The sequence below is a fragment of the Pseudomonas sp. G5001 genome, assembly GCF_013385475.1.
Lineage (GTDB): Bacteria > Pseudomonadota > Gammaproteobacteria > Pseudomonadales > Pseudomonadaceae > Aquipseudomonas.
Genome location: NZ_JACAPZ010000001.1, coordinates 50,910 through 76,286, shown reverse-complemented (window position 1 = coordinate 76,286; position 25,377 = coordinate 50,910). Strand labels below are relative to the sequence as shown.

23 protein-coding genes are annotated in these 25,377 nt (G+C 61.0%); 9 read left to right on the top strand and 14 right to left on the bottom strand.

The genetic code is table 11. The features are described 5' to 3' along the window. Positions 1–7: 7 nt before the first annotated feature. The 5 genes from HX805_RS00345 to leuS all read right to left on the bottom strand — a co-directional run bounded on the left by HX805_RS00345 (position 8) and on the right by leuS (position 6,023). On the bottom strand, positions 8–1,333 hold the full coding sequence (locus tag HX805_RS00345) for a lytic murein transglycosylase (RefSeq protein WP_003215443.1): 1,326 nt from the start codon (positions 1,331–1,333) through the stop codon (positions 8–10). 61 nt (positions 1,334–1,394) lie between these two features. Beyond that, positions 1,395–1,559 carry an alternative ribosome rescue factor ArfA gene (gene arfA / locus HX805_RS00340; protein ID WP_102369962.1) on the bottom strand — a complete coding sequence of 55 codons (165 nt, stop codon included), beginning with the start codon at positions 1,557–1,559 and terminating at the stop codon, positions 1,395–1,397. 84 nt (positions 1,560–1,643) lie between these two features. After that, complete coding sequence (gene holA, locus HX805_RS00335; protein WP_008436560.1) at positions 1,644–2,681, bottom strand: DNA polymerase III subunit delta; 1,038 nt, start codon at positions 2,679–2,681, stop codon at positions 1,644–1,646. A 39-nt stretch (positions 2,682–2,720) separates the two neighbouring features. Then, positions 2,721–3,326 carry an LPS assembly lipoprotein LptE gene (gene lptE / locus HX805_RS00330; protein WP_008436571.1) on the bottom strand — a complete coding sequence of 202 codons (606 nt, stop codon included), beginning with the start codon at positions 3,324–3,326 and terminating at the stop codon, positions 2,721–2,723. A 90-nt stretch (positions 3,327–3,416) separates the two neighbouring features. Continuing rightward, positions 3,417–6,023, bottom strand: a complete 2,607-nt coding sequence (leuS, locus tag HX805_RS00325) for a leucine--tRNA ligase (protein WP_087694446.1) — start codon at positions 6,021–6,023, stop codon at positions 3,417–3,419. A 261-nt stretch (positions 6,024–6,284) separates the two neighbouring features. Between leuS and HX805_RS00320 the strand changes: the two genes are divergently transcribed. After that, entirely contained in the window at positions 6,285–6,602 is a 318-nt protein-coding gene (locus tag HX805_RS00320; protein ID WP_008436575.1) for a hypothetical protein, read from the top strand. 103 nt (positions 6,603–6,705) lie between these two features. Continuing rightward, positions 6,706–7,467, top strand: a complete 762-nt coding sequence (locus HX805_RS00315; RefSeq protein ID WP_102369961.1) for a YdcF family protein — start codon at positions 6,706–6,708, stop codon at positions 7,465–7,467. A 123-nt stretch (positions 7,468–7,590) separates the two neighbouring features. Here the strand turns inward: HX805_RS00315 and lnt are convergent, their stop codons facing one another. The 5 genes from lnt to miaB form a co-directional block, all read right to left on the bottom strand. Then, positions 7,591–9,114 carry an apolipoprotein N-acyltransferase gene (gene lnt, locus HX805_RS00310; protein ID WP_003215450.1) on the bottom strand — a complete coding sequence of 508 codons (1,524 nt, stop codon included), beginning with the start codon at positions 9,112–9,114 and terminating at the stop codon, positions 7,591–7,593. Between the two features lie 8 nt (positions 9,115–9,122). Further along, complete coding sequence (locus tag HX805_RS00305; protein ID WP_003215451.1) at positions 9,123–9,962, bottom strand: HlyC/CorC family transporter; 840 nt, start codon at positions 9,960–9,962, stop codon at positions 9,123–9,125. A 27-nt stretch (positions 9,963–9,989) separates the two neighbouring features. Then, positions 9,990–10,463: an rRNA maturation RNase YbeY gene (gene ybeY / locus HX805_RS00300; RefSeq protein WP_003215452.1), complete on the bottom strand. Its 474-nt coding sequence runs from the start codon at positions 10,461–10,463 to the stop codon at positions 9,990–9,992. Further along, positions 10,456–11,457, bottom strand: coding sequence for a PhoH family protein (locus tag HX805_RS00295; protein ID WP_003215453.1), 1,002 nt, complete (start codon positions 11,455–11,457; stop codon positions 10,456–10,458). The genes ybeY and HX805_RS00295 overlap by 8 nt, the downstream gene beginning before the upstream one ends. A 218-nt stretch (positions 11,458–11,675) precedes the next feature. Then, positions 11,676–13,001, bottom strand: coding sequence for a tRNA (N6-isopentenyl adenosine(37)-C2)-methylthiotransferase MiaB (gene miaB / locus HX805_RS00290; RefSeq protein ID WP_102369960.1), 1,326 nt, complete (start codon positions 12,999–13,001; stop codon positions 11,676–11,678). A gap of 132 nt (positions 13,002–13,133) precedes the next feature. On the opposite strand from miaB, the gene HX805_RS00285 reads away from it, so the two are divergent. The 6 genes from HX805_RS00285 to HX805_RS00260 all read left to right on the top strand — a co-directional run bounded on the left by HX805_RS00285 (position 13,134) and on the right by HX805_RS00260 (position 19,171). Continuing rightward, positions 13,134–13,460, top strand: coding sequence for a DUF1820 family protein (locus tag HX805_RS00285; protein ID WP_003215457.1), 327 nt, complete (start codon positions 13,134–13,136; stop codon positions 13,458–13,460). Between the two features lie 283 nt (positions 13,461–13,743). Beyond that, positions 13,744–15,798, top strand: a complete 2,055-nt coding sequence (locus HX805_RS00280) for an FAD-dependent oxidoreductase (RefSeq protein WP_177116499.1) — start codon at positions 13,744–13,746, stop codon at positions 15,796–15,798. A gap of 55 nt (positions 15,799–15,853) precedes the next feature. Then, positions 15,854–16,594 carry a transporter substrate-binding domain-containing protein gene (locus HX805_RS00275; RefSeq protein ID WP_177116515.1) on the top strand — a complete coding sequence of 247 codons (741 nt, stop codon included), beginning with the start codon at positions 15,854–15,856 and terminating at the stop codon, positions 16,592–16,594. Positions 16,595–16,625: 31 nt separating this feature from the next. Further along, on the top strand, positions 16,626–17,342 hold the full coding sequence (locus tag HX805_RS00270) for an ABC transporter permease (protein ID WP_003215463.1): 717 nt from the start codon (positions 16,626–16,628) through the stop codon (positions 17,340–17,342). Continuing rightward, complete coding sequence (locus HX805_RS00265) at positions 17,339–18,049, top strand: ABC transporter permease (RefSeq protein WP_177116498.1); 711 nt, start codon at positions 17,339–17,341, stop codon at positions 18,047–18,049. Before HX805_RS00270 ends, HX805_RS00265 begins: the two co-directional genes overlap by 4 nt. A 9-nt stretch (positions 18,050–18,058) precedes the next feature. After that, the gene (locus HX805_RS00260; protein ID WP_177021495.1) at positions 18,059–19,171 is read left to right on the top strand and encodes a succinylglutamate desuccinylase/aspartoacylase family protein; all 1,113 of its coding nucleotides are present in this window, start codon (positions 18,059–18,061) and stop codon (positions 19,169–19,171) included. Here HX805_RS00260 and HX805_RS00255 read toward each other — a convergent pair. From HX805_RS00255 to HX805_RS00240, 4 genes are all read right to left on the bottom strand, one after another. Next, entirely contained in the window at positions 19,163–19,729 is a 567-nt protein-coding gene (locus tag HX805_RS00255; protein ID WP_177008851.1) for a tetratricopeptide repeat protein, read from the bottom strand. The genes HX805_RS00260 and HX805_RS00255 overlap by 9 nt on opposite strands. 225 nt (positions 19,730–19,954) lie before the next feature. Continuing rightward, a complete protein-coding gene (gene hemL, locus HX805_RS00250; protein ID WP_003215470.1) occupies positions 19,955–21,238 on the bottom strand; it encodes a glutamate-1-semialdehyde 2,1-aminomutase in 1,284 nt (427 codons plus the stop codon). A 17-nt stretch (positions 21,239–21,255) separates the two neighbouring features. Next, entirely contained in the window at positions 21,256–21,879 is a 624-nt protein-coding gene (thiE, locus tag HX805_RS00245; RefSeq protein ID WP_177045757.1) for a thiamine phosphate synthase, read from the bottom strand. 18 nt (positions 21,880–21,897) lie between these two features. Continuing rightward, the gene (locus HX805_RS00240; protein WP_177008849.1) at positions 21,898–22,695 is read right to left on the bottom strand and encodes a hydroxymethylpyrimidine/phosphomethylpyrimidine kinase; all 798 of its coding nucleotides are present in this window, start codon (positions 22,693–22,695) and stop codon (positions 21,898–21,900) included. Positions 22,696–22,981: 286 nt separating this feature from the next. On the opposite strand from HX805_RS00240, the gene HX805_RS00235 reads away from it, so the two are divergent. Further along, entirely contained in the window at positions 22,982–25,360 is a 2,379-nt protein-coding gene (locus HX805_RS00235; RefSeq protein WP_008436587.1) for a hybrid sensor histidine kinase/response regulator, read from the top strand. The last annotated feature ends 17 nt before the right edge of the window (positions 25,361–25,377 follow it).

The window sequence follows — 25,377 nt, the reverse complement described above, 5'->3', positions numbered from 1 at the left end:
CGCCGATCTATCGGCTTTGCAGCGACTCCAGCAACTTCACCGTCGGATACCCATCCGCCGGCCAGCCCAGGGACTGCTGCGCGGCACGAATCGCCTTGCGGGTATTCGCACCGATGATCCCGTCCGGGTTGCCCGCGTCGTAACCATTGGCACTGAGCACCGTCTGCAAGTCAATTCGCTGCGAGCGAGTCAACGGCAGCTCATCTTTCGGCCAGCTCCCACGAATCAAGCCACCGCCCCCGAAGCGTTCCGACAACAAGCCAACTGCCAACGCGTAGGACGACGAGTTGTTGTACTTGAGGATCGCGCGGAAGTTATCCAGCACCAGGAACGCCGGGCCACGATAGCCGGCCGGAAGCAACAGGGCGGCGGAAAGCTGGTCGACGTTGGCCGGCACGCTGGCGCCCGGCGGCACCTGGATTCCCAGTTTCAGCCACTCGCCAACGGTCTTGCGTACGCTGCCATCGGCCAGGGCGTAATCAAAATTCAACGGCAGTTGCTGCACCTCGAAGCCCCAGGGCTGGCCTTTCTGCCAGCCGGAGCTTTGCAGGTAGTGCGCGGTGGAGGCGAGGGCGTCGGCCGGGCTGTTCCAGATATCGCGGCGGCCGTCACCGTCGAAGTCTACGGCGTGGGTGTTATAGGTGGTCGGGATGAACTGGGTCTGGCCCATGGCCCCGGCCCAGGAGCCTTTCATCTGGTCGGCGGCGATATCGCCATGCTGGATGATTTGCAGCGCCGCCAGCAGCTGCGCCTGGGCGAAGGCCGGGCGACGGCCTTCATAGGCCAGGGTCGCCAGTGAGCGGATCACCGAGTTGTTGCCTTGGAACTGGCCGAAGTTACTCTCCATGCCCCACACCGAGACCAGCGCCTGGCGGTCGACGCCGTAACGGTCCTCAATGCGTTGCAGAATGTCGGCGTACTTCACCAGCAGCGACTGGCCATTGCGCACCCGCAGCGGCGACAGCGCGCCATCGAGGTATTCCCATACCGGGCGGGAGAACTCCGGCTGGCTGCGGTCGGCGCGGATCACCGCCATGTCGGGTACGACATTGGCAAAGGCCGTGTCGAAAACCTGTGGCGTGATACCGGCCTTCAAGGCTTCCACGCGAAACCCCGCCTGCCATTCGGCAAAGGTCTGGGTCGGCTGGATATCAAGATTGTCTGCCACCAGTGGCGCAACGACGGCAGGCGCAGCTACCGGTGCAGTCTGGAGCGGGGGCAGGGGTTGGGCATCGGCAGCGGTGGGTTTTTCCGCGCAGGCGACTAACAGAATGAGGCTGGAGGCAGCGATCAGTTGGCGAAGGTGCCAACGACGGGAAAGACTAGAGGGCATGCACAGGTCCAGGGAATACGAATCAGGTACAGACCTTATCATGCCGGAGGGGCGCTTGCCTTCAGGCAGCCAGAAAGTAAGAAGCCTCCCAGCTATTAGACTGGAAGGCTTCGCGGCGGTAGCTGCCTTTGCCTTTGCCGGCTCGTTCCTTGCGACTGCGGAACAACGGCTGGGCGATGATGGATTTGGCCTTGTTGGGGCCATGCTTGGATGGCTTTTTGCTCATGATGGGTACTCTCTGGCAGGTTGATGATGCGGTGCGAATCATCTGCCGAAGTTTGGATTCTGTCCAGCCCAGCGATACGTAGGACTACTCAGCAGGCAACGCCAAGCGCTGTCCTGACATCAAAAGTGACAAACGACTCAGGCTCATCCACGGCGATCCAGCCGCCTGGCCCTTGATCTGCGCGTCAATGCGCTGGGCCTCCAGCAGCAATTGCGCCCAGCGTTGCGCCGAGTGCCGTTGCAGGGCTTTGCTGATCAGTGGTTTGCGCTTGTCCCATACCGGTGGCCGCGCCTGGCTGAAGGCCTTGTCCAGTGGGATGCCCTGGCTGTACTGCAGGGCAATATTGGCCAGCAGCCGTAATTCTCGCGCCAGGGCCCAGAGAATCACCGGCGGCTCGACGCCTTCGCCGCGCAGCCCTTCAAGCATGCGCAGGGCGTGGGCGGGTTCGCCGTTGAGGATCGCATCCACCAGGCCAAATACGTCAAAGCGCGCGCTGTCCGCCACGGCACCTTGTACGGTTTCGACGGTGATCTGTCCACCCTCGGCCATCAGCTTGAGCTTTTCGATTTCCTGGGCGGCGGCCAACAGGTTGCCTTCCACCCGCGCCGCGATCAGCTCCACCGCATCCTGGCTGGCACTCAGCCCGGATTGCGACAGGCGCTGACGAATCCACTGCGGCAGTTGGCTGCTGTCCACCGGCCAGATCTGTATGAACTGAGTCTGGCCACCTTCCACCAGCGCCTTGCCCCACTTGGTTTTCTGCGCACTGCCATCAAGCTTGGGCAGGCTGATCAGCAGCAGCGTGTCTTCGGCAGGGCGTGCGCAGTATTCCATCAAAGCCGCCGCGCCTTTGTCGCCGGGCTTGCCCGAAGGCAGGCGCAGTTCCAGCAGGCGTTTTTCGGCGAACAGCGACATGCTCGCCCCGGCTTGCAGCAGCGTACCCCAGTCGAAACTGGCGTCGGCGCTGAATACCTGGCGTTCATCGAAGCCCTGTTGGCGGGCGGCGGTGCGAATTGCGTCCGCAGCCTCCTGGCACAGCAGCGGGTCATCACCGCTGACGATGTAGACGGGCGCAAGGCTGCCTTGCAGGTGCTTGGCGAGTTGGGCGGGGGCGAGTTTCATAGGCAGGGCGAACGGGGCGCCTGGGGCGCCCCGTCTGGCTTACTCGACAGGAACTTCGACAGGCGACTGTTTAGGTTGGCTGTCTTCATACTCTTGCGCCGCTTTCAGCGCATCGGCATCTGCCTTGGCCTTGGCATCCGCGGTTTGCTGCAGCTTATCCAGTTGCTCCGGCGTGATCAGTTGCAGGCGCAGGACCATGCGCTGCACCAGTTCGCGACGCATTTCCTTGCGCACCTGGATGGTTTCGGAGTCCGAACCCACCAGGTTGTTGCCGTCGTGGCTCACGACTTTCTGTATCTGGATCTTGTCGCCCATCAGCGGCAGGTGGTCATGGCCCTGGATTTCGAAGAAGAGCGTGGTGCTCAGCTCAATGTCCGAAGCACGCCCGGCGCTGGCGTAGCTGAGGCTGCGCTGCTCTTCTTTTTCATCCACCAGGTTCAGTTTGTAAGCCGCGCCTGAATAGACTTTGACGCCACTGTTTTCCAGGACCTGGCGCAGCTGTTGCACGGTCTCGCCGTAGGAGTTGCGGGCGGTGACGTCCAGTTCCTTGATCGCCAGTTCGGTGGTGCCGGTGCCGCGCAGCTGGAAGCCGCAAGCGCTCAGCAGCACGGCAAGGCCCATAACCAGCAGATTGCGTTTGATCATTTTGATGCTCCCCTTGAAACCATGTGGGCCTTATCGAGGCCCTGGAGGTTTTGTTCGGCGCCAGGGTTATTCCCTCGGCGCCCGATCCGATTAGCTAGCGACGATATTGACCAGTTTGCCGGGCACCACGATCACTTTGCGGATCGTCAGGCCTTCGGTGAAGCGCAGCACGTTCTCATTGATACGGGCGGCGGCTTCGACGTCTTCACGGCTGGCGCTGGCCGGCATGTCGATCTGGCCACGCAGCTTGCCGTTGACCTGAATCACCAGTTGCAGCGTGTCCTGTACCAGGGCGCTGTCATCCTGTACCGGCCAGCCGGCATCGATGACGGCACCGCTGTGGCCCAACTGGTTCCACAGTTCGTGGCTGATGTGTGGCGTGATCGGCGCCAGCAGCAGGGTGACCGTTTCCAGGCCTTCCTGTACCAGTGCGCGGTCCTGTTCGGTGGCCTGCGGCGCTTTCTCCAGCACGTTCATCAGCGTCATCACCTGGGCGATGGCGGTGTTGAATTTGTGGTGCTGGCCCACGTCCTGGCTGGCGTGCTTGATGGCCAGGTGAGTGCTGCGGCGAATGACTTTTTGCTCATCGCTCAGGGCCGCCACGTCCAGCTTGCCCGGCAAGCCTTGGCTGACATGGGCGTGCGCCAGGCGCCAGACGCGCTTGAGGAAGCGATGCGAACCTTCGACGCCGGAGTCCGACCATTCCGCGCTCATGTCAGGCGGCGAGGCGAACATCATGAACAGGCGGCAGGTGTCCGCGCCGAACTGGTCGATCATCGACTGTGGGTCGACGCCGTTGTTCTTCGACTTGGCCATCTTCTCGGTGCCGCCGATTTCCACCGGCAGGCCGTCGGATTTCAGCTTGGCGCTGATCACCTTGGCCTTGCTGTCACGCTCCAGCTCGACATCTGCCGGGTTGAACCAGGTGTAGGCGCCATTGGCTTCGCGGCGGTAATAAGTCTCGGCAATCACCATGCCCTGGGTCAGCAGGTTCTTGAACGGCTCGTCGGAACTCACCAGGCCTTCATCACGCATCAGCTTGTGGAAGAAGCGCGCGTACAGCAGGTGAAGGATGGCGTGTTCGATACCGCCGATGTACTGGTCTACCGGCAGCCAGTGGTCGGCCGCGGATTTTTCCACCAGGCCGCCTTCATAGTGCGGCGAGGCGTAGCGGGCGTAGTACCACGAAGACTCCACGAAGGTGTCCATGGTGTCGGTTTCGCGTTTGGCCGGGGCACCGCAGTTCGGGCAGGTGCACTCGTAGAATTCGGGCATGCGCGCCAATGGCGAGCCAGCACCGTCTGGCACCACGTCTTCGGGCAATACGACCGGCAGTTGGTCTTCCGGTACCGGCACGTCACCGCAGGTTTCGCAGTGGATGATCGGGATCGGGCAGCCCCAGTAGCGCTGGCGGCTGATGCCCCAGTCACGCAGGCGGAACTGGGTGCGCGAGGCACCGAGGTTTTTCTTGATCAGCGCGACTTCGATGGCGTCGAAGGCGCCTTCGAAATCCAGGCCGTCGAACTCGCCGGAATTGATCAGTGTGCCGTGTTCGTTGTACGCGTCCTGCCACGGAGCCGGGTTGGTGTCGCCCGAACTGGTGCGCACCACGGACTTGATCGGCAGGTTGTACTTGACGGCGAATTCGAAATCGCGCTCGTCGTGGGCCGGCACAGCCATTACTGCGCCATCACCGTAGTGCATCAGCACGTAGTTGGCGACCCACACCGGCAGCTTCTCGCCGGTCAATGGGTGCTCGACGAACAACGAGGTCGGCAGGCCTTTTTTCTCCTGGGTGGCGACGTCGGCTTCGGCGACGCTGCCGCCCTTGCATTCGGCGATGAACGCCTGCAGCTCAGGGTTGTTCTGTGCAGCCTGGGTGGCCAGCGGGTGTTCGGCGGCCACGGCGACGTAGGTCGCGCCCATCAGGGTGTCCGGACGGGTGGTGAAGACTTTCAATACACCTTCTGCGCCGATGGAGTCGACGTTGTAGGGGAACTGCACTTCCATGCCACGGGACTTGCCGATCCAGTTGCGTTGCATGGTCTTGACCTGCTCGGGCCAGCCCGGCAAATCATCGAGGCTCGACAAGAGTTCATCCGCGTAGGCGGTGATCTTGAAGTAGTACATCGGGATTTCGCGCTTTTCGATCAGCGCGCCGGAACGCCAGCCGCGGCCGTCGATCACTTGTTCGTTGGCCAGTACGGTCTGGTCCACCGGGTCCCAGTTCACGGTGCCGCTCTTCTTGTAGATCACGCCTTTTTCGAACAGGCGAGTGAACAGCCATTGTTCCCAGCGGTAGTAATCAGGCTTGCAGGTGGTCACCTCGCGGGACCAGTCCACCGCCAGGCCCAGGCTGCGCAGCTGGGTCTTCATGTAGGCGATGTTTTCGTAGGTCCACTTGGCGGGCGCTACGTTGTTCTTCATCGCGGCGTTTTCCGCCGGCATGCCGAAGGCGTCCCAACCCATGGGTTGCAGGACGTTCTTGCCCAGCATGCGCTGGTAGCGGGAGATGACGTCGCCGATGGTGTAGTTGCGCACATGCCCCATGTGTAGCTTGCCGCTGGGGTAAGGGAACATCGATAGGCAATAGAAAGTCTCCTTGCCTGGCTGTTCACTGACTTCAAAGGACTTTTGCTCATCCCAGAACGACTGGGCGGCATTTTCTATTTCACGGGGCTGATATTGTTCGTGCATGGCTACTTTTGAACTGAATAGGGGTGGCCTAATCCTCTTCGGTGCAACGTTCAGGTTGATCGACACCAAAAAGCGGCGCGTCCGTGCCCAAACCCTGCGGGAAGTGGAGTTACAGGAAGCGCCGTAGCATACATGACCCCACTCTATCGAGGGAAACCCTGATTGCGCCGCCGAGGCCGTTGGTCGCGGCGCCAGGCAGGCAGGGCAAGCAGGACTACGCTGTTTAGTGGGGAGTGAGTCTTATCTTCAATGAGGTGAGGGATGGTTGATTCGCAGCGAACTTTAACGAAACCGCAGGTGTACGAAGGACTGATCGACCGTTTGGGTCGAGCACTGGATGCAGCAAAAACCGCAGGCCGATTGTGTGATGAACGGCCTCTGGAGTTGGAACTGCGTGGCTTGAGCCAGGCAGAGCTGGACGTGATCAGGGTGTATCTGGAATTGAATGAGCATCGCGCGTCCCATGGCATGGCCTCCCCGCCAGCCCAGGAGTTTTCGCGATCGGCCAAGGTGGTATGGCTCAAGGATTTTTCGGCCGGTCGCAGCCCGGAAAAACTCCGGTCCGTGCGTTTCAAGTGAAGTACCGCGTTAGTGATCTGTAGCCTTCTCAGCGTCTGTTCCTGTAAAGATTGTCGCTTAACCCCGTTACACCTTAGGCTTCGGGCATCTTTGGAGATGCCCGATGCCTATTCGCTATTTCATTAAACAATTGTTGTTGCCGCCCGGCATCCTGTTGCTGTTGCTGGCCCTTGCCTGGTGGTTTCGTCGCAGCCGACCGCGGCTGGCGGCCGTGTGCTTTGCCCTGGGGTTTGGCGGGATGTTGCTGATGAGCCTGCCGGTGGCGGTTCAATGGGGCGCAAAGGCCCTGGAGACCGAGCCGCCTCTGGCCCGTGATGAATGGGCGACCCTGGCGCAGCGGGCTGATGCCATCGTGGTGTTGGGCTCGGGGCGTGAGCGCGGGGATCCGGCGTGGGGCTCCGATCAGCCGACGGGTATCGGCCTTGAGCGCCAGCGCTATGCAGCCCGCCTGGCCAAGGCTTCGGGCTTGCCGGTGCTGACCACCGGCGGCTTGCACTACGGCACACCGCCCAGCGAGGCGGAGTTGATGGCGGTATCGATGCAGGATGACTTTGGCGTGAGCGTGCGCTGGAAGGAAGAGCGCAGCCGTACCACGTGGGAAAACGCGCAGATGAGTGCCGAGATTCTGCTGCCGCAGGGGATCAAGCGTGTGGTGGTCGTGACTCAGGCCTGGCATATGCCGCGCTCGCGCTGGAGCTTCGAAAAGGCCGGGTTCACGGTTGTTCCGGCGCCAGTGGGGTTTCTTGGTTTGGACAATGCCCGGCCATTGGGGGGCTGGATGCCGGAGTTCAAGTCGGTATGGCAGAGCGGGCAGTTGCTGAATGAAGCGGTGGGGCAGGTGGGTTACCGGATGTTTTACAGGTAATACCGCAGGTCAAATGTGGGAGCGGGCTTGCTCGCGAATACAGTGTGTCAGTCACTGGTGCTTTAACTGACAGATCGCATTCGCGAGCAAGCCCGCTCCCACATTGTCGTCCGAGTATTTCTTTTAAACCGTTTTCGACATCCGGCCCGCCAACAGCGCCCAGCCAAACAGGCCAAGGCACAGGATGATCAACGGCCACGAACGCCATTCCAGGTACGGGGTGAGGTTGTGCATCGGCACGACCTCGCCGTAGAGAATCCCGCGTTCAAACTGCGGGATCTGCACGGTGATCTGCCCGTACGGGTTGATCAGGCCAGTGACGCCGTTGTTGGTGGCGCGGATCATCCAGCGCCCGGCTTCCAGGGCGCGCATCTGGGCCATCTGCAAATGTTGCAGCGGGCCGATGGAGCGGCCGAACCAGGTGTCGTTGCTGATGGTCAGCAACAAATCGCTGCGGGCCGACAGGCCGGCGGCGAACTCCGGGTACACCACTTCATAGCAAATGAACGGCGCAATCTGATAGCCCTTGGCTTGCAGCAAAGCCTGGTCGGACGGCCCGCGGGCGAAGTCCGACATCGGCAGGTCAAAGAACGCGATCAAGCCGCGCAACATGTCCTGCAGCGGCACGTACTCGCCAAACGGCACCAGCTTCTGCTTCAGGTAGGTGCCGTCGCCTTCGCCCACCACCGTGATGCCGTTGAAGAAGCGCTTGTGGTGATGCACTTCCTGGCGGATCGGTACACCGGTGATCAGCGCAGTGTGCCGGTCAGCGGCGAACTTGCCCATCATGCCCAGGTAACCCTCCACGGATTCCTTGAGCACCGGCACGGCGGTTTCCGGCCATACCAGCAGGTCGACAGGCTTGGAGCTGAAGCTCATGTCGCGGTACAGCGCGAGCTGCGCATTGAGCTGCTCCGGGTCCCACTTCATGCTTTGTTCGACGTTGCCCTGGACGGCTGCCACGGTCAGCGGTGCGCCGGCGGGGGTGGTCCATGCATGATGCTTGAGTGCCAGGCCGATGGCCCATGGCGCCACCAACAACAGCAAGCCGGCACCGATGAACAGGTTGCGCTTAGCCGCCAGCAGACGCGGCAGGTTGCAGATCAGTGCGGCGGTCAGCGCCAGGGCAAAGGATATCAGCCACATCCCGCCCAGCGGCGCGAGGCCGGTGAGAGGGCCGTCGAGCTGGCTGTAACCGGAATAGAGCCAGGGAAAACCGGTGAGGAACCAGCCGCGAAACGCTTCCTGGCCAACCCACAAGGCCGCGAAGGCCAGGGCATCGGCCAGTGGCGCTTCGTTGCGGCGCAGCCAGCGCGCCCACAGCCAGGCGGGCAGGGCAAAGAACCAGGCAATGGCCGCCGTAAACGCCAGCATCAGCATGCCCGCCAGCAACACCGAAGCGCCGCCGAAGTGGTGAATGCTGTAGTAGATCCAGCTGGTACCGGCGCCAAACAGGCCGAAACCGAAACACCAGCCGCGCCACAAGGCCTGGCGCGGTGTCAGTTCACGCAATCCCGCATAAAAGAACCCGGCCGCCACCAGCGCAAACGGCCAGAGGTCGAACGGCGCCAGCGCCAGGGTGGTGATGGCGCCGGCCACCACGGCCAGCAAGTTACCGGGCCAGCCGGGTGCAATCATACGGCGCATGTCAGTCCTTAGCGGGCAATAGGTGTCAAACGGATCAAGTGAATACGGCGGCTGTCGGCATTCAGGATGCGGAAGCGATAGGCACCGATCTCGGTGGTCTCGTTACGCTTGGGCAGATGCCCGAACGCACTCATCACCAGGCCGCCAACCGTGTCGAATTCATCGTCGGAGAATTCGCTGTCGAAGAACTCGTTGAAGTTCTCGATCGGCGTCAGGGCCTTGACCAGGAAGTCACCGCTGGGCAGCGGCTTGATGTAGCTGTCTTCTTCGACGTCGTGCTCGTCTTCGATGTCGCCGACGATCTGTTCCAGCACGTCTTCGATGGTCACCAAACCCGCTACACCGCCGTACTCGTCAATCACGATGGCCATGTGATTGTGGTTCGCACGAAATTCGCGCAGCAGCACATTCAGGCGCTTGGATTCGGGGACGAAAGTGGCAGGACGCAGCAGGTCCTTGATGTTGAAGCTGTCGCCGTTCTCCTTGAGGATCAGCGGCAGCAGGTCCTTGGCCAGCAGGACGCCCATGACGTCGTCATGGCTTTCGCCGATCACCGGGTAGCGCGAGTGCGCCGAATCGATGACGGCCGGGAGGAATTCCCGAGGGGTCTGGGTCGCCTTGATGCTGACCATCTGCGAGCGCGGAACCATGATGTCCCGTACTTGCAGGTCAGCTACCTGGATGGCGCCTTCGACGATAGCCAGCGCTTCGCTGTCCAGCAACTTGTTCTGATGCGCCTCGCGCAGCAGCTCCAGCAGCTCCTGGCGGTTTTTCGGCTCGTGGGCAAAGGCCTGGGTGAGTTTCCCCAGCCATGACTTTTGCCCGTTGCTCGATCGGTCTTCGCTCATAGCGATTACTCTAAATCCTTTATTGTTTCAGTTAGGTGTAGTTGCAATTTCGTCGTCTGCATACGGGTCACGATGACCCAGTTCTGCAAGCAACGTTCGTTCCAGTGCTTCCATTTCTTCGGCTTCGTCATCGTCTATATGGTCGTAACCCAAGAGATGCAAGCAGCCGTGGATGACTAGATGGGCCCAATGGGCCTCAAGTTCCTTGCCCTGTTCCTTTGCTTCACGCTCGACCACTTCGACGCAGATCACCAGGTCGCCCAGCAACGGGATATCCAGCAGCTCATCGGGTACGTCGGCGGGAAACGACAGCACGTTGGTCGCGTAGTCTTTTTGTCGCCAGGTGTGATTCAGTTCACGGCCTTCGGGCTCGTCCACCAGGCGAATGGTCAGCTCCGAGTCGGCGGTGCGCTGGCGCAGGGCCAGGGTGCACCACTGGCGGAACTGTTCTTCGCTGGGGGCGGGCGCTTCGGTGGCCAGCTGCAGGTCAAGCTCAAGCATCGCGGCGAGTGTCCTTGGCCGGTTGGTCGTCGCGGTGTTCGAAGCGCTCGTAGGCTTCGACAATGCGCTGCACCAACGGGTGACGTACCACGTCTTTGGGCATGAAGTGCGTGAAGCTGATCCCCGGCACGTCCTTGAGTACGTCGATCACCTGGGCCAGGCCCGACTTGGTGCCTTTGGGCAGGTCGACCTGGGTGACGTCGCCGGTGATCACGGCGGTGGAGCCGAAACCGATCCGGGTCAGGAACATCTTCATCTGCTCAACGGTGGTGTTCTGGCTTTCGTCGAGAATGATGAAGCTGTTGTTCAGCGTACGGCCACGCATGTAGGCCAGCGGGGCGATCTCGATCACCTGGCGCTCGATCAGCTTGGCCACGTATTCGAAGCCGAGCATCTCGTAGAGCGCATCGTAGAGCGGGCGCAGGTACGGGTCGATCTTCTGGGCCAGGTCGCCGGGCAAAAAGCCCAGCTTCTCGCCGGCTTCCACCGCCGGACGCACCAGCAGGATGCGTCGCACCTGCTCGCGCTCCAGGGCGTCGACCGCGCAGGCCACGGCCAGGTAGGTCTTGCCGGTACCGGCAGGGCCGATGCCGAAGTTGATGTCGTTGCCCAGGATCTCTTTGACGTAGCGCTGCTGGTTCAAGCCGCGAGGGCGAATCATTCCTTTCTTGGTGCGCAACGCGACGCTGGCTTCGGCTACCGGGTTATTGGCCAGGTCCTCCACGGCGGATTCCTGCAGGTACAGGTGCACCGTTTCCGGCGACAGCTCGCTACCTTTGGTTTCCCGGTAGAGGCGGCGCAGAAGGTTTTCTGCCGAGGTGGTGTGCTGGGGTTCACCAATCAGCTCGAATTGATTGCCGCGGTTGCGGATCTCGATGCTCAGGCGTTGTTCGATCAGGCGCAGGTGCTCGTCGAACTGTCCGCACAGATTGGCGAAACGGCGAGCCTCAAAGGGCTCGAGGAGAAAACGATGTGGTTCTATGGGTGCGTTCAAGGTCGTTTTTAGCCGCCCTGGGGCAATTAAGATGAAATCAAGGATAACGCCAGCAGGCTGCGTGCGAAAGCACTTATATATCCCGAAGCTGGCACCGTTCTAATGTGGGAGCGGGCTTGCTCGCGAATGCGATGGGGCAGTCAGCCTGTTCGTTGCCTGATACACCGCCTTCGCGAGCAAGCCCGCTCCCACATTGGTTCCCGGTGGCCGAATTATTGTTACACCAGCGAACCGCGCAGCGAGTGCGGTTGTGCCGCGTCGATGTGCACGTCGGCGAACTGCCCGATCAGCGTCGGATTATCACAGCGGAAGTTGACGATCCGGTTGTTCTCGGTCCGGCCCTGCAATTCGCCAGGGTCTTTTTTCGAGTAGTCGGTCACCAGGATGCGCTGGGTCGAGCCCACCATCTGTCGGCTGATCTCGAAACCCTGCTGGTTGAGGCGGTGTTGCAGGGCGTTCAAACGCTCCTTCTTCAACGCTTCCGGGGTTTCGTCGAGCAAGTCAGCCGCCGGGGTGCCCGGGCGCTGGCTGTAGACGAAGGAGTAGGAGAAGTCGAAGCCTACGTCTTCGATCAACTTCATGGTCTGCTGGAAATCTTTCTCGGTTTCCCCTGGGAAGCCGACGATAAAGTCCGAGCTGATGCAGATCCCCGGCACCGCCGCACGCAATTTGCGCAATTTGGATTTGTATTCCAGGGCGGTGTGGTTGCGCTTCATCGCCGAGAGAATGCGGTCCGAGCCCGATTGCACCGGCAAGTGCAGGTGCTTGACCAGCTCCGGCACTTCGGCGTGGGCCTGGATCAGGCTGTCGGAGAACTCCAGCGGGTGCGAAGTGGTATAGCGAATTCGCTCGATCCCGTCGACGGCGGCCACTACCCGGATCAACTCCGCGAGGTCCGCCAGGCGCCCGTCGTGGGTCTGGCCACGGTAGCCGTTGACGTTTTGTCCCAGCAGGGTCACTTCACGCACGCCGTTCTCGGCCAGGTGAATGATCTCTGCCAGCACGTCGTCGAACGGGCGGCTGACTTCTTCGCCGCGGGTGTATGGCACCACGCAGAAGGTGCAGTACTTGCTGCAGCCTTCCATTACCGACACATAAGCGCTTGGGCCGTCGATGCGCGGCTCGGGCAAATGGTCGAATTTTTCGATTTCCGGGAACGAGACGTCGACTTGCGGCAGCTTGGTGATGCGCGCGGCGTCGATCATTTCCGGCAGGCGGTGCAGGGTCTGCGGGCCGAATACCACGTCGACGTACGGTGCTCGGTCGCGAATGGCGGCGCCTTCCTGGCTGGCCACGCAACCGCCGACGGCGATCACCATGTCCGGGTTGGCCAGTTTCAGTTCACGCCAGCGGCCCAGCTGCGAGTAGACCCGGTCCTGGGCCCGCTCGCGGATCGAGCAGGTATTGAGCAGGATCACATCGGCGTCTTCAGCGCGAGCGGTGACTTCCAGGGCCTGATGTTCACCCAGCAGATCGACCATGCGCGAGCTGTCGTACTCGTTCATCTGGCAACCGTGGGTTTCGATGTAAAGCTTCTTGGCCATGGGGATCGTCAACTGGTGGTAAAGAACCGCGCATTATAGGGGGCATGCCGATAGGTTCCTAGCACTGTGCATCGGACGCCATGCTATAGTTCGCGCCCTCTTTTAAATCCCCCGATGTGTTACCCGCCCACCATGACCAAACGTGAAGCTCCAATCTACAAGGTGATTTTCCTTAACCAGGGCCAGGTGTTCGAAATGTACGCCAAGCAGATCTATCAAAGTGATCTGTGGGGCTTCCTGGAAGTGGAAGAGTTCGTCTTTGGCGAGCGCACGCAGCTGGTCGTCGACCCGGGCGAGGAAAAACTCAAGGCTCAGTTCGAAGGCGTGGTGCGCAGTTTTGTGCCGATGCATTCGATCGTGCGCATCGACGAAGTCGAGCGCCTGGGCACGCCGAAAATCAGCGAGGCCCGGGGCATGAGCAATGTCATGCCGTTTCCGATGCCGATGCCTGAGAAGTGACGTTCAACTATTTTGTAGGGTATTTCTGATTCTTGCCTCTCGTGCATGGACATTCTGTTTAAAAAACAGCAGATTTTGTTTATGCAGAGAGGGCGCCATGAATACATCAATAATAAAAAGCCTGTTTCAATGGGACGTGAGTTCCACTTTTTTAATTAACTCTCCATCAAAAAGGCTCTGCCCTGGAATACAAGGGTATTAGCGTTTTATCGCCTGGCATTAGTTAACACCGAATTTCTTATGACGCAGTCATCAACGGACTTATCTGTTCGGGAGTAGCCCTGTGCGCGATCCTCGTTATGACATTTTGTTTGAGCCGGTACAAATAGGCCCGGTTCGCACCCGTAACCGCTTTTATCAAGTTCCCCACTGCAATGGCATGGGCCATGTGCATCCTTCCGCCATGGCACGCATGCGCGGGATAAAAGCCGAAGGTGGGTGGGGCGTAGTCTGCACTGAAGAATGTGAGATCAGCCCGCTGAGCGAGTTCTCTCCCTACATAGAGGCGCGCTTGTGGGATGAACGCGACATCCCGGCGCTCGCGCGAATGTGTGAGGCCGTCCACCAGCACGGGTCACTGGCCGGCGTAGAGTTGGCATTCAATGGTTACTCGGCCCCCAACCGCTACAGTCGTGAGATTCCCTGGGCGCCCTCCAATACGCCGGTGCGTGGTTATGACCCGGTACAGGCCCGGGCCATGAGTCGTGCCGATATCCAGCAACTGCGCGCCATGCACCGTGCCGCCGCACTGCGGGCGCGGGACGCGGGGTTTGACATCATCTATGTCTATGCCGGGCATGACCTCGGCGTGCCGTTCCATTTCCTCACGCCACGCAACAACCGCCGTACTGATGAGTATGGCGGTGTGCTGGAAAACCGCGTGCGGCTGTTGCGCGAGTTGATTGAAGACACCCGCGATGCGGTGGGTGATCGGTGTGCCGTGGCGGTACGCCTGGCGGTAGACGAGCAGAGGGTCGACGGCCTGTCTCGCGATGGAGAGGGCGCTGAAATATTCTCGATGCTGGCGGACTTGCCGGATTTGTGGGACGTCAACGTCGCCGATTGGTCCAACGACAGTGTAACGGCGCGCTTTGCCTCGGAGGGTTATCAAGAGACCTTCCTGTCGGGTCTGAAGGCTCTGACCCGCAAGCCGGTGGTGGGCGTCGGGCGGTTCACCTCGCCAGACACCATGGTCTCGCTGGTCCGCCGTGGCGTCCTGGACTTGATTGGCGCGGCCCGCCCCTCGATTGCTGACCCGTTCTTGCCGAAGAAGATTGAAGAGGGTCGAGCGGACGAGATTCGTGAGTGCATTGGCTGCAATGTCTGTGTCAGTGGCGACCACACGAGCACGCCGTTGCGCTGCACGCAAAATCCGACCATGGGCGAGGAGTGGCGGCGCGGCTGGCACCCCGAGTCGGTCAATCGTGCGTATCACCCTGGGCGGGCGCTGGTGGTCGGCGCAGGGCCCGCAGGGCTGGAGTGCGCGCGGATACTGGGCGTTCGGGGCATGGAGGTGGCGCTGGTGGACAGCTTGCGCACCCTTGGCGGACGGGTGGCGCTGGAGTCCCGGCTTCCAGGATTGGCGAGCTGGGGGCGGGTAATCGACTATCGGTTGGACGCCTTGAGTCGCCTGGCGTCGGTTGAGATTTATCGGGAGAGTCGATTGCAGGCCCAGGACATCCTGGACTTCGCCGCAGATCATGTATTTATCGCCACCGGCTCCCGCTGGCGGCGGGATGGGTTGGGACGGGCCCTGCGTCGCCCGTTACCGGGCCTGGAAAGCCTGCCCGTCATCACGCCGGATGATCTGATGGCCGGTGTCCTGCCGGCTTCACCGGTGCTGCTGTTCGATGACGATCACTATTACATGGGCAGCGTATTGGCTGAGCACCTGGTGGCGCGGGGCGTGCAAGTGATATTCGTCACCCCGGCGGCGGATGTGGCGGCCTGGACCCACAACACCCTTGAGCAACACCGCATCCAGCGCCGCCTGCTGGAGCTGAACGTTACGATCGTCCCGTCCCATACGTTGGTCAGGTGTATGCCTGAAGGCCTTGTCGCAGGGTGCGTCTACACCGAGCGGACACGCTTCATTCCCGCCGCTTCCTTGCTGTTGGTCACTTCCCGCGAACCCGAGCAGGCGTTGTATCAGGCGTTGAACAGCGCACCCGAACAGGTGCGCGCGGCCGGGATCGGCACGCTGACGTTGATCGGCGATTGCGTGGCGCCCGGCACGATTGCTGCTGCGGTGTATTCGGGGCATCGAATGGCACGGGAGTTTGATGCACCCGTTGATTCTTTATTGGTCCGGCGAGAGATTCCGCTTATCGAGGTGTAGTCAGTCTCGCTGTTTATTTAATAACGAGGAATACAATAATGAAAAAACAATCCTGATGTTATTCGCTGTTCTTTTATTAAACACCCCACTGTTTGCCAATGACTATGCCGTCATCCGTTTTGGTGTTGATCCCAATTACGCGCCTTTTGCCTATAAAGATAACAAAGGCACGTTGACGGGGTTCGAAGTTGATATCGGTAACGCCCTCTGCACTCAGTTGCGTGTTCGCTGCCAATGGGTTGAAAGTGATTTTGACGGGCTGATTCCCAGTCTGAATGCCGGCAAGATCGACGCCATCCTCGCCTCAGTGACGGTCACCGCCGCACGAGAAAAAGTGATTGATTTCTCCTCGGAGGTATTTTCCAGCCCCACCGCCATGGTGCTCCGCCCCGGCGCTGAGCTGGCCAAGGGTACGGCTGTTGGCTATCTGCAAGGCAGTACCCAGGAAGTCTATGCCCGCCAAGTGCTCGCCGGGCAGGGCATAAAGATCGTGGCTTATGCCGATCAGGAACAGGTGTATGCCGATCTCGTGGCAGGGCGGCTGCAAGCCTCATTGCAGGATGCACAGCAAGCGCAAAGCGGATTTATGCGCACAGCCCAGGGTGCGGGGTTCGTCCTCGGGCCGCCGATCGAAAGTGCATTGATGCCCTCCAAAAGCGCCATCGGCATCGCCAAGGGCAATCATGCCCTGAAAGCCCTGCTTGATAAGGGCCTCGCGGCACTGCACGCCGAGGGTACCTACGCTCGGCTGCAAGACCAGTATTTTCCGGGTGTGAACATGTTCAGCGGTCAATGACCGTCCTTCAATGGCGAGCGAGAGCGCAAACATGTTGCCCACCTTCACTCAATTCACCTCGACCCTGGACAGTTTTGCGCCACTCTTGTTGGGCGGTGTCTGGGTCACGCTGCAACTGGCGCTACTGTCACTGCTGCTGGGGCTGGCGTTCGGCCTGCTCGGTGCTGGCGCCAAGTTGTCCAGGGTCAGGGCCTGGCGCCTCTGCGCACAGCTCTACACCACTCTGATTCGCGGGGTGCCCGACCTGCTGTTGATGCTGTTGATTTTCTATGGGGTGCAAACCGGTTTGAGTCGTCTGACGCAGGAACTGGGCATGGCCTACATCGAAATCGACCCATTCAGCGCAGGCGTACTCACCTTGGGGTTTATCTACGGCGCCTATTTCACCGAAACCTTTCGTGGTGCCCTGCTGGCTGTACCTCGCGGCCAGTTCCAGGCCGCCAAGGCCTTGGGCATGACCTTCAGTCAGGGCTTCGTACACGTGATATTCCCGCAAATGATGCGGTTCGCCCTTCCGGGGCTGGGCAATAACTGGATGGTTTTACTCAAGGCGACTGCGCTGGTGTCGATCATTGGCTTGGCGGATTTGGTCAAGGTCGCCCAGGTAGCGGGCAAAAGTAGCCAGCAGTTATTGGCCTTTTTGCTGATGGCCGCATTGATCTACCTGTTGCTCAGCAGCGTTTCAAACCTTGCCTTGCGCTGGCTGGCGCGTCGTTACGGCGTCGGTGCGCAGGAGTCGTCACCATGATCGAGTTGATCCAGGAATACTGGCGGCCGTTCATCTATTCCGACGGTCAACAACTTACCGGCCTGGCCATGACCCTATGGCTGACCAGTGCCTCGCTGTGTCTTGGCCTACTGCTGGCACTGCCCTTGTCCATCGCCAGGGTGTCATCCAGATGCTGGCTGCGTTGGCCGGTGCAATGCTTCACCTACCTGTTTCGCGGCACGCCGCTGTATATCCAGTTGCTGATCTTTTATACCGGGATCTACAGCATTGCCGCCGTGCGTGAACAGCCCGTGCTGGATGCGTTTTTCCGTGAGGCGCTGAACTGTACGCTGTTGGCATTTGCCCTGAATACCGGCGCCTACACCACGGAAATTCTCGCGGGCGCCATTCGGGCGATGCCTCGTGGTGAAGTCGAAGCCGCCCGATCCCTGGGGTTCGGCGGCTGGAAGCTGTATGTCCACCTGATCATGCCGTCCGCATTGCGCCGCTCATTGCCCTACTACAGCAATGAGGTGATTTTCATGTTGCATTCCACCACGTTGGCGTTCACCGCCACGGTGCCGGATATCCTGAAAGTGGCACGGGATGCCAACGCCGCAACCTTCCTGACCTTTGAATCATTCGGCTTCGCAGCGGCCCTTTACCTGTGCATTACCTTTGCCTTGGTAGGTTTGTTTCGCCTGGCTGAACGGCGCTGGCTGCGTTTTCTGGATGCGGCCCGATAGGAGATCGAAATGCAGACCCACGTGCATGAGTTGTTGGAGGTCGTACCGGGGACGACGCGACAGATTCGCAGTTTTCATTACGGCCCGGCCAGTGCAGCCGGCAAGGTTTATATCCAGGCGTCCCTGCACGCCGATGAACTGCCGGGCATGCTGGTCTTATGGCATCTGAAGCAGCGGCTGGCGCACCTGGAGGCAGCAGGGTTGATGCGTTGGTCGGTTGTGGTGGTGCCGGTGGCCAATCCGCTGGGGTTGGAGCAAGTGTTGATGGATGTGCCCCAGGGGCGCTTCGATAACGACAGTCGGGAAAACTTCAATCGTTTCTTCCTCGACGTCAGCCAGCAGGTCGGTGATCGCGTCGAAGCCCTGTTGGCGGATGAACCGGGCGCCAATCTGCAACTGATCCGTGGCGCCTTGCTGCAAACACTGACCAGCCAGGAGCCGGCGACACAGTTGCAATCCATGCGCTTGACCCTGCAAACGCTGGCCTGCGATGCCGATATTGTGCTGGACCTTCATTGCGATTTCGAGGCCGTGCAGCATTTGTATTTGTCGCCGGATTTCTGGTTGCACGTGGAGCCTTTGGCCCGTTACCTGGGAGCCAGGGCGTGTTTTTTGGCCAAAGAGGCCGGCGGGCAATCGTTCGATGAGTGTTTTACGTTGTTCTGGGCGCACATGCAGGCGCGTTTTCCCGGGCGCTTTTCGGCACCGGGGTTTGCTGTGACTGTAGAGCTGCGGGGTGTTGCCGATGTGGATCACGGACTGGCGCGTCAGGATTGCCAGGCGTTGATCGACTACTTGATTCAACGGGGAGCCATTGACGGCCAGGCACCACCGCTACCGCCATTACTGAATGCGCCAACGCCGTTGGCGGGAGTAGAGCCGGTGGTGAGCCCAGTGGGAGGCTTGATTGTGTTTTGCGCGAAGGTGGGGGATTACCTGGCGGCCGGGCAAATCCTCGCCGAAGTCATCGATCCGATCACTGATCGGGTGACACCGGTTGCTTGCACCCGAGAAGGGCTTTTGTATGTTCGATCAGTGCGGCGAATGGCGAGTGCCGGTATGACGATTGCCCATGTGGCTGGCCCGAAGGCGCATCGACAGGGTTATCTGTTATCACCTTGAAGGATCCGGCAGCGGCGAAAACGGCGAGCTGCCATCTGCGCTCTGCAGTTCCTGCAGGTAGTTGCGGAAAATCTGTCCCAGCACTTGGGTAGCCACTTCCAGTTCGTCGCGCTGCATGTGTTCGGCCACTTCGTCGGCCGTGTCCAGTGCATCTTCGGCGCCGTTCACCGCTGCCATTTTCAGCACGATGTACGCCTGGACGTTATTGGCCGGTACGCCTTCGCCGTGGAAAAACATGGTGCCCAGCTGGAATTGCGCCTGGGCGTGGCCCTGCAACGAGGCTTTCTCGAAGTAGCTCAAGGCCTTGTTGAGGTCGCGTGCGGGGTTTTTACTGTCGTAGAAGTACTCGCCCAACTCGTATTGCGCCTGCGCATCCCCGCCATCGGCCTGTTTCTGGCACGCGCTCAGGGCCTCGGCCTGGCTTTCCGGCTGGGTATTGAGGGTGCAACGACCCATCGCTGGGATTAACAACGAGTTGCCGCCTGCCTGGGCATACGCCAGCAGCGGCTGAAGGAGCAACAGGCAGCCCAGAACCAGGGTGCGGCCGGTGCGTTTCATGGGAATCGACTTACCTCTGACGGGGCGCGGGACCCACGGGGGGATCCAATAAGCGCGCATTATGAAATAAGCAGGCACCTGCTTACAAAGTCTTTACTCGTTTTTCTGCTGCGTGGGCAAGTTATCTGCCGGATTGCAGGTGAATTCTCGAAAAAAGACGGAAATGCCTGTAAGCAAAGTAGCAAATCTGACGCCGCCAGGGGCGGCGCCTGATTTTTGATCCGCTTATTTCAAGGCGGCGAAGGCGCGTTCGGCAGCATCGAGGGTCAGTTTCAGCTCGGCATCGCCATGGGCGATCGAGGTGAAGCCGGCCTCAAAGGCGCTCGGTGCCAGGTACACGCCACCTTCCAGCATCAGATGGAAGAAGCGCTTGAACAGGTCGGCATCGCTGCCCATCACATCGTCGAAGGTGACGATGTCGTCGGCGCCGCTGAAGTACAGGCCGAACATGCCGCCCGCCTGGGTGGTCACGAACGGAATGCCGGCGGCATCGGCGCGCTGTTGCAGGCCGTCCAGCAGGCGAGTGGTGTAGTCGGTCAGCTCGGCGTGGAAGCCCGGGCGGCTGATCAGGCGCAGGGTGGTCAGGCCGGCGGCCATGGCCAGCGGGTTACCCGACAGGGTGCCTGCCTGGTACACCGGGCCCAGCGGCGCGATGTGTTGCATGATTTCGCGCTTGCCGCCGAAGCAGCCCACCGGCATGCCGCCGCCGATGATCTTGCCGAAGGTGCTCAGGTCCGGCGTGACGCCGTAGTAAGCCTGGGCGCCGCCGAGGGCAACGCGGAAGCCGGTCATCACTTCATCAAAAATCAGCACTACGCCGTGCTTGTCGCACTGTTCCCGCAGGCCTTCCAGGAAGCCCGGCGCCGGCGGCACGCAGTTCATGTTGCCGGCCACCGGCTCGACGATGATGCACGCCACTTCCTGGCCGACTTCGCTGAGCATCTGCTCGACGGCAGCGATGTCGTTGAACGGCAGGGTCAGGGTGTGTTTGGCGAACGCGGCCGGCACCCCGGCGGAGCTCGGTACGCCCTGGGTCAGCGCACCGGAACCGGCCTTGACCAGCAGGCTGTCGGAGTGGCCGTGGTAGCAGCCTTCGAACTTGATGATGCTGTCGCGGCCGGTAAACCCACGGGCCAGGCGAATCGCGCTCATGGTGGCTTCGGTGCCGGAGCTGACCATCCGCACCATCTCCATGGAGGGCACGATGGAGCACACCAGGTCAGCCATCTCGGTTTCCATGGCGGTCGGTGCGCCATAGGACAGGCCGTGTTGCAGCTGCTGGCGCACCGCGTCCAGTACTTCCGGATGGCTGTGGCCGAGGATCATCGGGCCCCACGAACCCACGTAGTCGACGTAGCGCTTGTCATCTTCGTCGGTGACGTAGGCGCCTTCGGCATGCTTGAAGAACAGTGGGGTGCCGCCAACGCTCTTGAACGCTCGCACGGGAGAGTTCACACCGCCGGGGATGTGTTTCTGGGCATTGGCAAACAGGGTTTCGGAACGGGACATGATCGTGTTCTCTGAATTCAAGATTTTAGAAGATCGTTGAAAGCGCGGGCGCGGCGCGTGACTTCCTGGGGGCTGTCGGCACCAAACAGGCCGTGGACCACTGCCAGCAAGTCGGCACCGTGGGCCACCAGCGGCTCGGCGTTTTCCAGGGTGATGCCGCCGATCACGCAGATCGGCAGGTGCAACCGCGCGCGGGCCTGGGCCAGCAGTTCAACGGTGGCTGCCGGCGCGCCGGGCTTGGTGTTGGAATTGAAGAAGCGGCCGAAGGCTACATAACTGGCACCTTCGCGGGCAGCCTGCTCGGCCAGTTCGATCTGGCTGTGGCAGGTGGAGCCGATGATCGCCTTGGAACCGAGCAGCGCACGGGCCGGGGTCAGCGGGCCGTCGGTCTGGCCCAGATGCACGCCGACGCCGAGGCGTGCGGCCAGTTCGGCGTCATCGTTGATGATCAGTTGGGTCTTGTAGCGCGAGCACAGCTCCCGCAGTTTTTCGGCTTCCCGCAGGCGGCGCGCTTCGTCGCTGCTTTTATCGCGGTATTGCAGCAGGGTCACGCCACCGTCCAACGCCGCTTCGACGTAGGCCAGGAACTTGCCGGCCAACAGTTGGCTGTCGGTAATGGCATAAAGGCCACGTAGTTTCATCGGGCAGGCCTCTTGGTGTTACGAGCAGAAATCCAACGGCAGACGACGAGGCACGAATTGCCCCTGGCCGAGTTGTTCAGCGTCACGCAGGGTGCGCCAAGTGTAGTTGAGGGCCGATTGCACCGCGCTGACCAACCCTTCGCCTTGTGCCAACCGACCGGCCAGCGCGCTGGCCAGGGTGCAGCCCGAACCGTGGTAGCTGCCGGGCAGGCGCTGGCAGGTAAAGGTCTGGTGCGTGCCGTCGCGGCTGTAGAGGCGGTTGTGCACTTCGTGCTCGTCGCCATGGCCGCCGGTGATCAGCAGGTGCTTGATGAACGGCAGCAGTTTCGCTGCGCATTCGTCCGCCGTGCCCTCGGGCAATTCGGCGAGGATGCGTGCTTCAGGCAGGTTGGGGGTGGCGATCATCGACAGCGGCAACAGCCGCTCGCGCATGGCGTAGCCGACCTCGTCCTTGCCCAGGCTGCCGCCGCCGCCGGCACGCAGCACCGGGTCGCAGACCACCGGCAAATGCGGGTGCGCCTTGAGCAGTTCGACCACGGTGTCGACCATCTCCAGGGAACCGAGCATGCCCAGTTTCACCGCGGCCACTTCGGAGTCACCGAGCACGGCGTTGGCCTGGGCCAGCACCCACTCGCGATCCAGCACGCGGAAATCGCTGACGTTGACGGTGTTCTGCACAGTCAGCGCGGTGACGGCCGGGGCCGCATGACAGCCCTGGGCGAGCAGGGCTTCGATATCTGCCTGCAAGCCGGCGCCACCACTGGGATCATGGCCGGAGAGACAGAGGACAACGGGGCGAGAGCTGTAGATATTCATGGTGCGCGAGCTTACCACCAAACGCTTTTTGGGTGGCTGTCGGGCGATGGTTGAATTTTTAGCGGAGGCGAAGGTGGAGATGGCTGTTTGCTATCATCGTGAAATGCAGGTCAAATGCCCTGTAATGCCCGCTCTAGAGCCTTTCAAAAAATTATTTCAATGGTGTCTTTTGGCCTGTAATGGCTATGCTAGAGTGGATTCAAACCAATAACTGTATCGCCGGTTTACGTCTGCTCAAAAGGAATGGAGGCTTTTGACATAACCGGACAGGTCACGCTGGGGCTCTATGCGCTATTTGCTGATGTTACTGTTGACCGGGCTGCCGATGCTGGCCGGCGCAGTCGAGTTCAACGAGACCACCACGCGGTTGCCCCTGGGCCAAGTGATGCAAGTCCTTGAGGACCCCAGTGGCGCCCTGACCATTGGCGATATCAGCTCGCCGGTCCTCGCCAGTCGTTTCAAGACCCACGACAAAGCCACATTGAATGCCGGCTATTCGCGCTCGGTGTTCTGGCTCAAGGTCGATTTGCATTACCGCGCACAGCGCCCGGATGCCCCGCGCCGCTGGCTGCTGGAACTGGCTTACCCGCCGCTGAACCAACTGGAGCTGTACGAGCCTGACAGTGTCGGCAACTATCGACTGGTGTCGCGCACCGGCAGCATCCTGCCGTTTTCCAGCCGCGAAATCCGCCAGAGCAACTACCTGTTCAAGCTCGACTTCGTCCCTGGCCAGCAGGAAACCCTGTACCTGCGCCTGCAAAGCCAGGGCTCGATCCAGGCACCGCTGACCCTCTGGTCCACCACCGCGTACCTCGAAGAACAGCCATTGCGCCTGTACGTGCTGGGTGTGATCTACGGCGTGTTGCTCGGCATGCTGATCTACAACCTGTTCATCTACCTGAGCGTGCGCGACACCAGCTACCTCTATTACATCCTCTATATCGCCTCGTTCGGCCTGTATCAGCTGTCGGTGAACGGCGTGGCCGTGCAGTATTTCTGGCCGAATAACCCGTGGTGGGCGAACGCGGCGGTGCCCTTCCTGATCGGTTCGGCGGCGCTGTTCGGCAGCCTCTTTGCCCGCAGTTTCCTGCACACCGCGCTTTACAGTCGCTGGATCAACCGGCTGTTGCTGGCCCTGGCGGTCAGCGGCGGGGTGGTGATGGTGCTGGCATTGTTCACCAGTTATGCGCTGGCGCTACGCCTGGCCACCGCCCTGGCGCTGGTCTTTACCGTGACCATCTTCGTCGCGGCCATCAAGGCCTGGTATTGCGGCCAGCGCATGGCGCGCTACTTCATCATCGCCTGGACCGCGTTCCTGCTGGGCGGTGTAGTCAATACGATGATGGTGCTGGGCTACCTGCCCAATGTGTTCCTCACGATGTACGCCAGCCAGATCGGCTCGGCACTGGAAGTGGCCTTGCTGTCCCTGGCGCTGGCCGACCGGATCAATTCGATGCGCGAGCAACAGGCGCAAATCCTGTTCGACGCCAGCCAGAAACTCGAAGTGCTCAACACGCAACTGGCCCACAGCAACCAGCTCAAGGATGAATTCCTCGCCACCTTGACCCACGAGCTGCGCACGCCGATGAACGGTGTGATCGGCTCCCTGGAATTGATGCAGACCGAGCCGCTGCCAGGCGACCTCGCGCAGTACCATCAAACCGCCTCCGGTGCGGCCCGCGAGATGATGCGCATGGTCAACGGCATCCTCACCCTCACCGAATTGCAGGCCGGGCGCCTCAGCCCGCAACCCCAAGTGTTCAGCCTGCGTGGGCTGCTCGACACCTTGCGCCAGCAGTTCGCGGCCAGCGCCCAGAACAAAGGGTTGGCGTTCTCCATTGATCTGGCAGAAGACCTGCCGGACCGCATCAACGGTGATCCCGGCAAGCTGGCGCAGTGCCTGGATTGCCTGTTGGACAATGCCTTCAAGTTCACCCACGAGGGCTCGGTGCGTGTGCGGGTGGTCGGTGTGCCCCAGGCGGACGGAACGCTGCGCCTGACCTTCATTGTCACTGACACCGGCATCGGCTTCGCCTACCTCGATGAGGCGACCCTGTATCAGCGCTTCTTCCAGCTCGATGGCTCGACCACTCGTCAATACGGCGGCATGGGCATCGGCCTGGCGATCTGCCGGCAATTGATCGAGTTGCTCGGTGGGCGCCTCACCCACAATTCCGAGCCGCGGCGCGGCAGTCGCTTCCAGCTGGAACTTGCAGTCAGCCCCGTCCAGCCAGAACCGGCTGCCGTGCGGCGAGTACCGCAGGCGCAACGCACGCCGCAGGAGTGCACGGTGCTGCTGGTGGACGACAACAGCGTGGCGCAACTGGTGGTGCGCGGCATGTTGCTCAAGCTCGGTTATCGGGTGAAAACCGTCGACAATGGGCCGGCCGCCCTGGCGTTGCTGCAGAGCCAAACCTTCGACGCAGTGTTGCTGGATGTGCCCGAGGGCGGCTTTTCGCTGTGCTGCCAGATCCGTGCGTTGCCCGGCTGTGGTGAGCTGCCGGTGATCGCCTTGAGCACCTCGTTACAAGCCCCGGAACGCGAGCGCTGCCACGGCGTGGGTATCACCGACCGAGTGGCCAAGCCGGTACGTTTCGAGGCCCTGCAACGGGTGCTGCAACTGCGGTTGTTGCATATGGTTGAGGGTGAAAGCGCCGCAAATTAGGCGTTTATGCCACTTTT

Excerpts from the sequence above, each read along its gene's own strand:
- HX805_RS00345 (WP_003215443.1), bottom strand. The coding sequence starts at position 1,333 with ATGCCCTCTAGTCTTTCCCGTCGTTGGCACCTTCGCCAACTGATCGCT.
- arfA (WP_102369962.1), bottom strand. The coding sequence starts at position 1,559 with ATGAGCAAAAAGCCATCCAAGCATGGCCCCAACAAGGCCAAATCCATC.
- holA (WP_008436560.1), bottom strand. The coding sequence starts at position 2,681 with ATGAAACTCGCCCCCGCCCAACTCGCCAAGCACCTGCAAGGCAGCCTT.
- lptE (WP_008436571.1), bottom strand. The coding sequence starts at position 3,326 with ATGATCAAACGCAATCTGCTGGTTATGGGCCTTGCCGTGCTGCTGAGC.
- leuS (WP_087694446.1), bottom strand. The coding sequence starts at position 6,023 with ATGCACGAACAATATCAGCCCCGTGAAATAGAAAATGCCGCCCAGTCG.
- HX805_RS00320 (WP_008436575.1), top strand. The coding sequence starts at position 6,285 with ATGGTTGATTCGCAGCGAACTTTAACGAAACCGCAGGTGTACGAAGGA.
- HX805_RS00315 (WP_102369961.1), top strand. The coding sequence starts at position 6,706 with ATGCCTATTCGCTATTTCATTAAACAATTGTTGTTGCCGCCCGGCATC.
- lnt (WP_003215450.1), bottom strand. The coding sequence starts at position 9,114 with ATGCGCCGTATGATTGCACCCGGCTGGCCCGGTAACTTGCTGGCCGTG.
- HX805_RS00305 (WP_003215451.1), bottom strand. The coding sequence starts at position 9,962 with ATGAGCGAAGACCGATCGAGCAACGGGCAAAAGTCATGGCTGGGGAAA.
- ybeY (WP_003215452.1), bottom strand. The coding sequence starts at position 10,463 with ATGCTTGAGCTTGACCTGCAGCTGGCCACCGAAGCGCCCGCCCCCAGC.
- miaB (WP_102369960.1), bottom strand. The coding sequence starts at position 13,001 with ATGGCCAAGAAGCTTTACATCGAAACCCACGGTTGCCAGATGAACGAG.
- HX805_RS00285 (WP_003215457.1), top strand. The coding sequence starts at position 13,134 with ATGACCAAACGTGAAGCTCCAATCTACAAGGTGATTTTCCTTAACCAG.
- HX805_RS00275 (WP_177116515.1), top strand. The coding sequence starts at position 15,854 with ATGTTATTCGCTGTTCTTTTATTAAACACCCCACTGTTTGCCAATGAC.
- HX805_RS00270 (WP_003215463.1), top strand. The coding sequence starts at position 16,626 with ATGTTGCCCACCTTCACTCAATTCACCTCGACCCTGGACAGTTTTGCG.
- HX805_RS00265 (WP_177116498.1), top strand. The coding sequence starts at position 17,339 with ATGATCGAGTTGATCCAGGAATACTGGCGGCCGTTCATCTATTCCGAC.
- HX805_RS00260 (WP_177021495.1), top strand. The coding sequence starts at position 18,059 with ATGCAGACCCACGTGCATGAGTTGTTGGAGGTCGTACCGGGGACGACG.
- HX805_RS00255 (WP_177008851.1), bottom strand. The coding sequence starts at position 19,729 with ATGAAACGCACCGGCCGCACCCTGGTTCTGGGCTGCCTGTTGCTCCTT.
- hemL (WP_003215470.1), bottom strand. The coding sequence starts at position 21,238 with ATGTCCCGTTCCGAAACCCTGTTTGCCAATGCCCAGAAACACATCCCC.
- thiE (WP_177045757.1), bottom strand. The coding sequence starts at position 21,879 with ATGAAACTACGTGGCCTTTATGCCATTACCGACAGCCAACTGTTGGCC.
- HX805_RS00240 (WP_177008849.1), bottom strand. The coding sequence starts at position 22,695 with ATGAATATCTACAGCTCTCGCCCCGTTGTCCTCTGTCTCTCCGGCCAT.
- HX805_RS00235 (WP_008436587.1), top strand. The coding sequence starts at position 22,982 with ATGCGCTATTTGCTGATGTTACTGTTGACCGGGCTGCCGATGCTGGCC.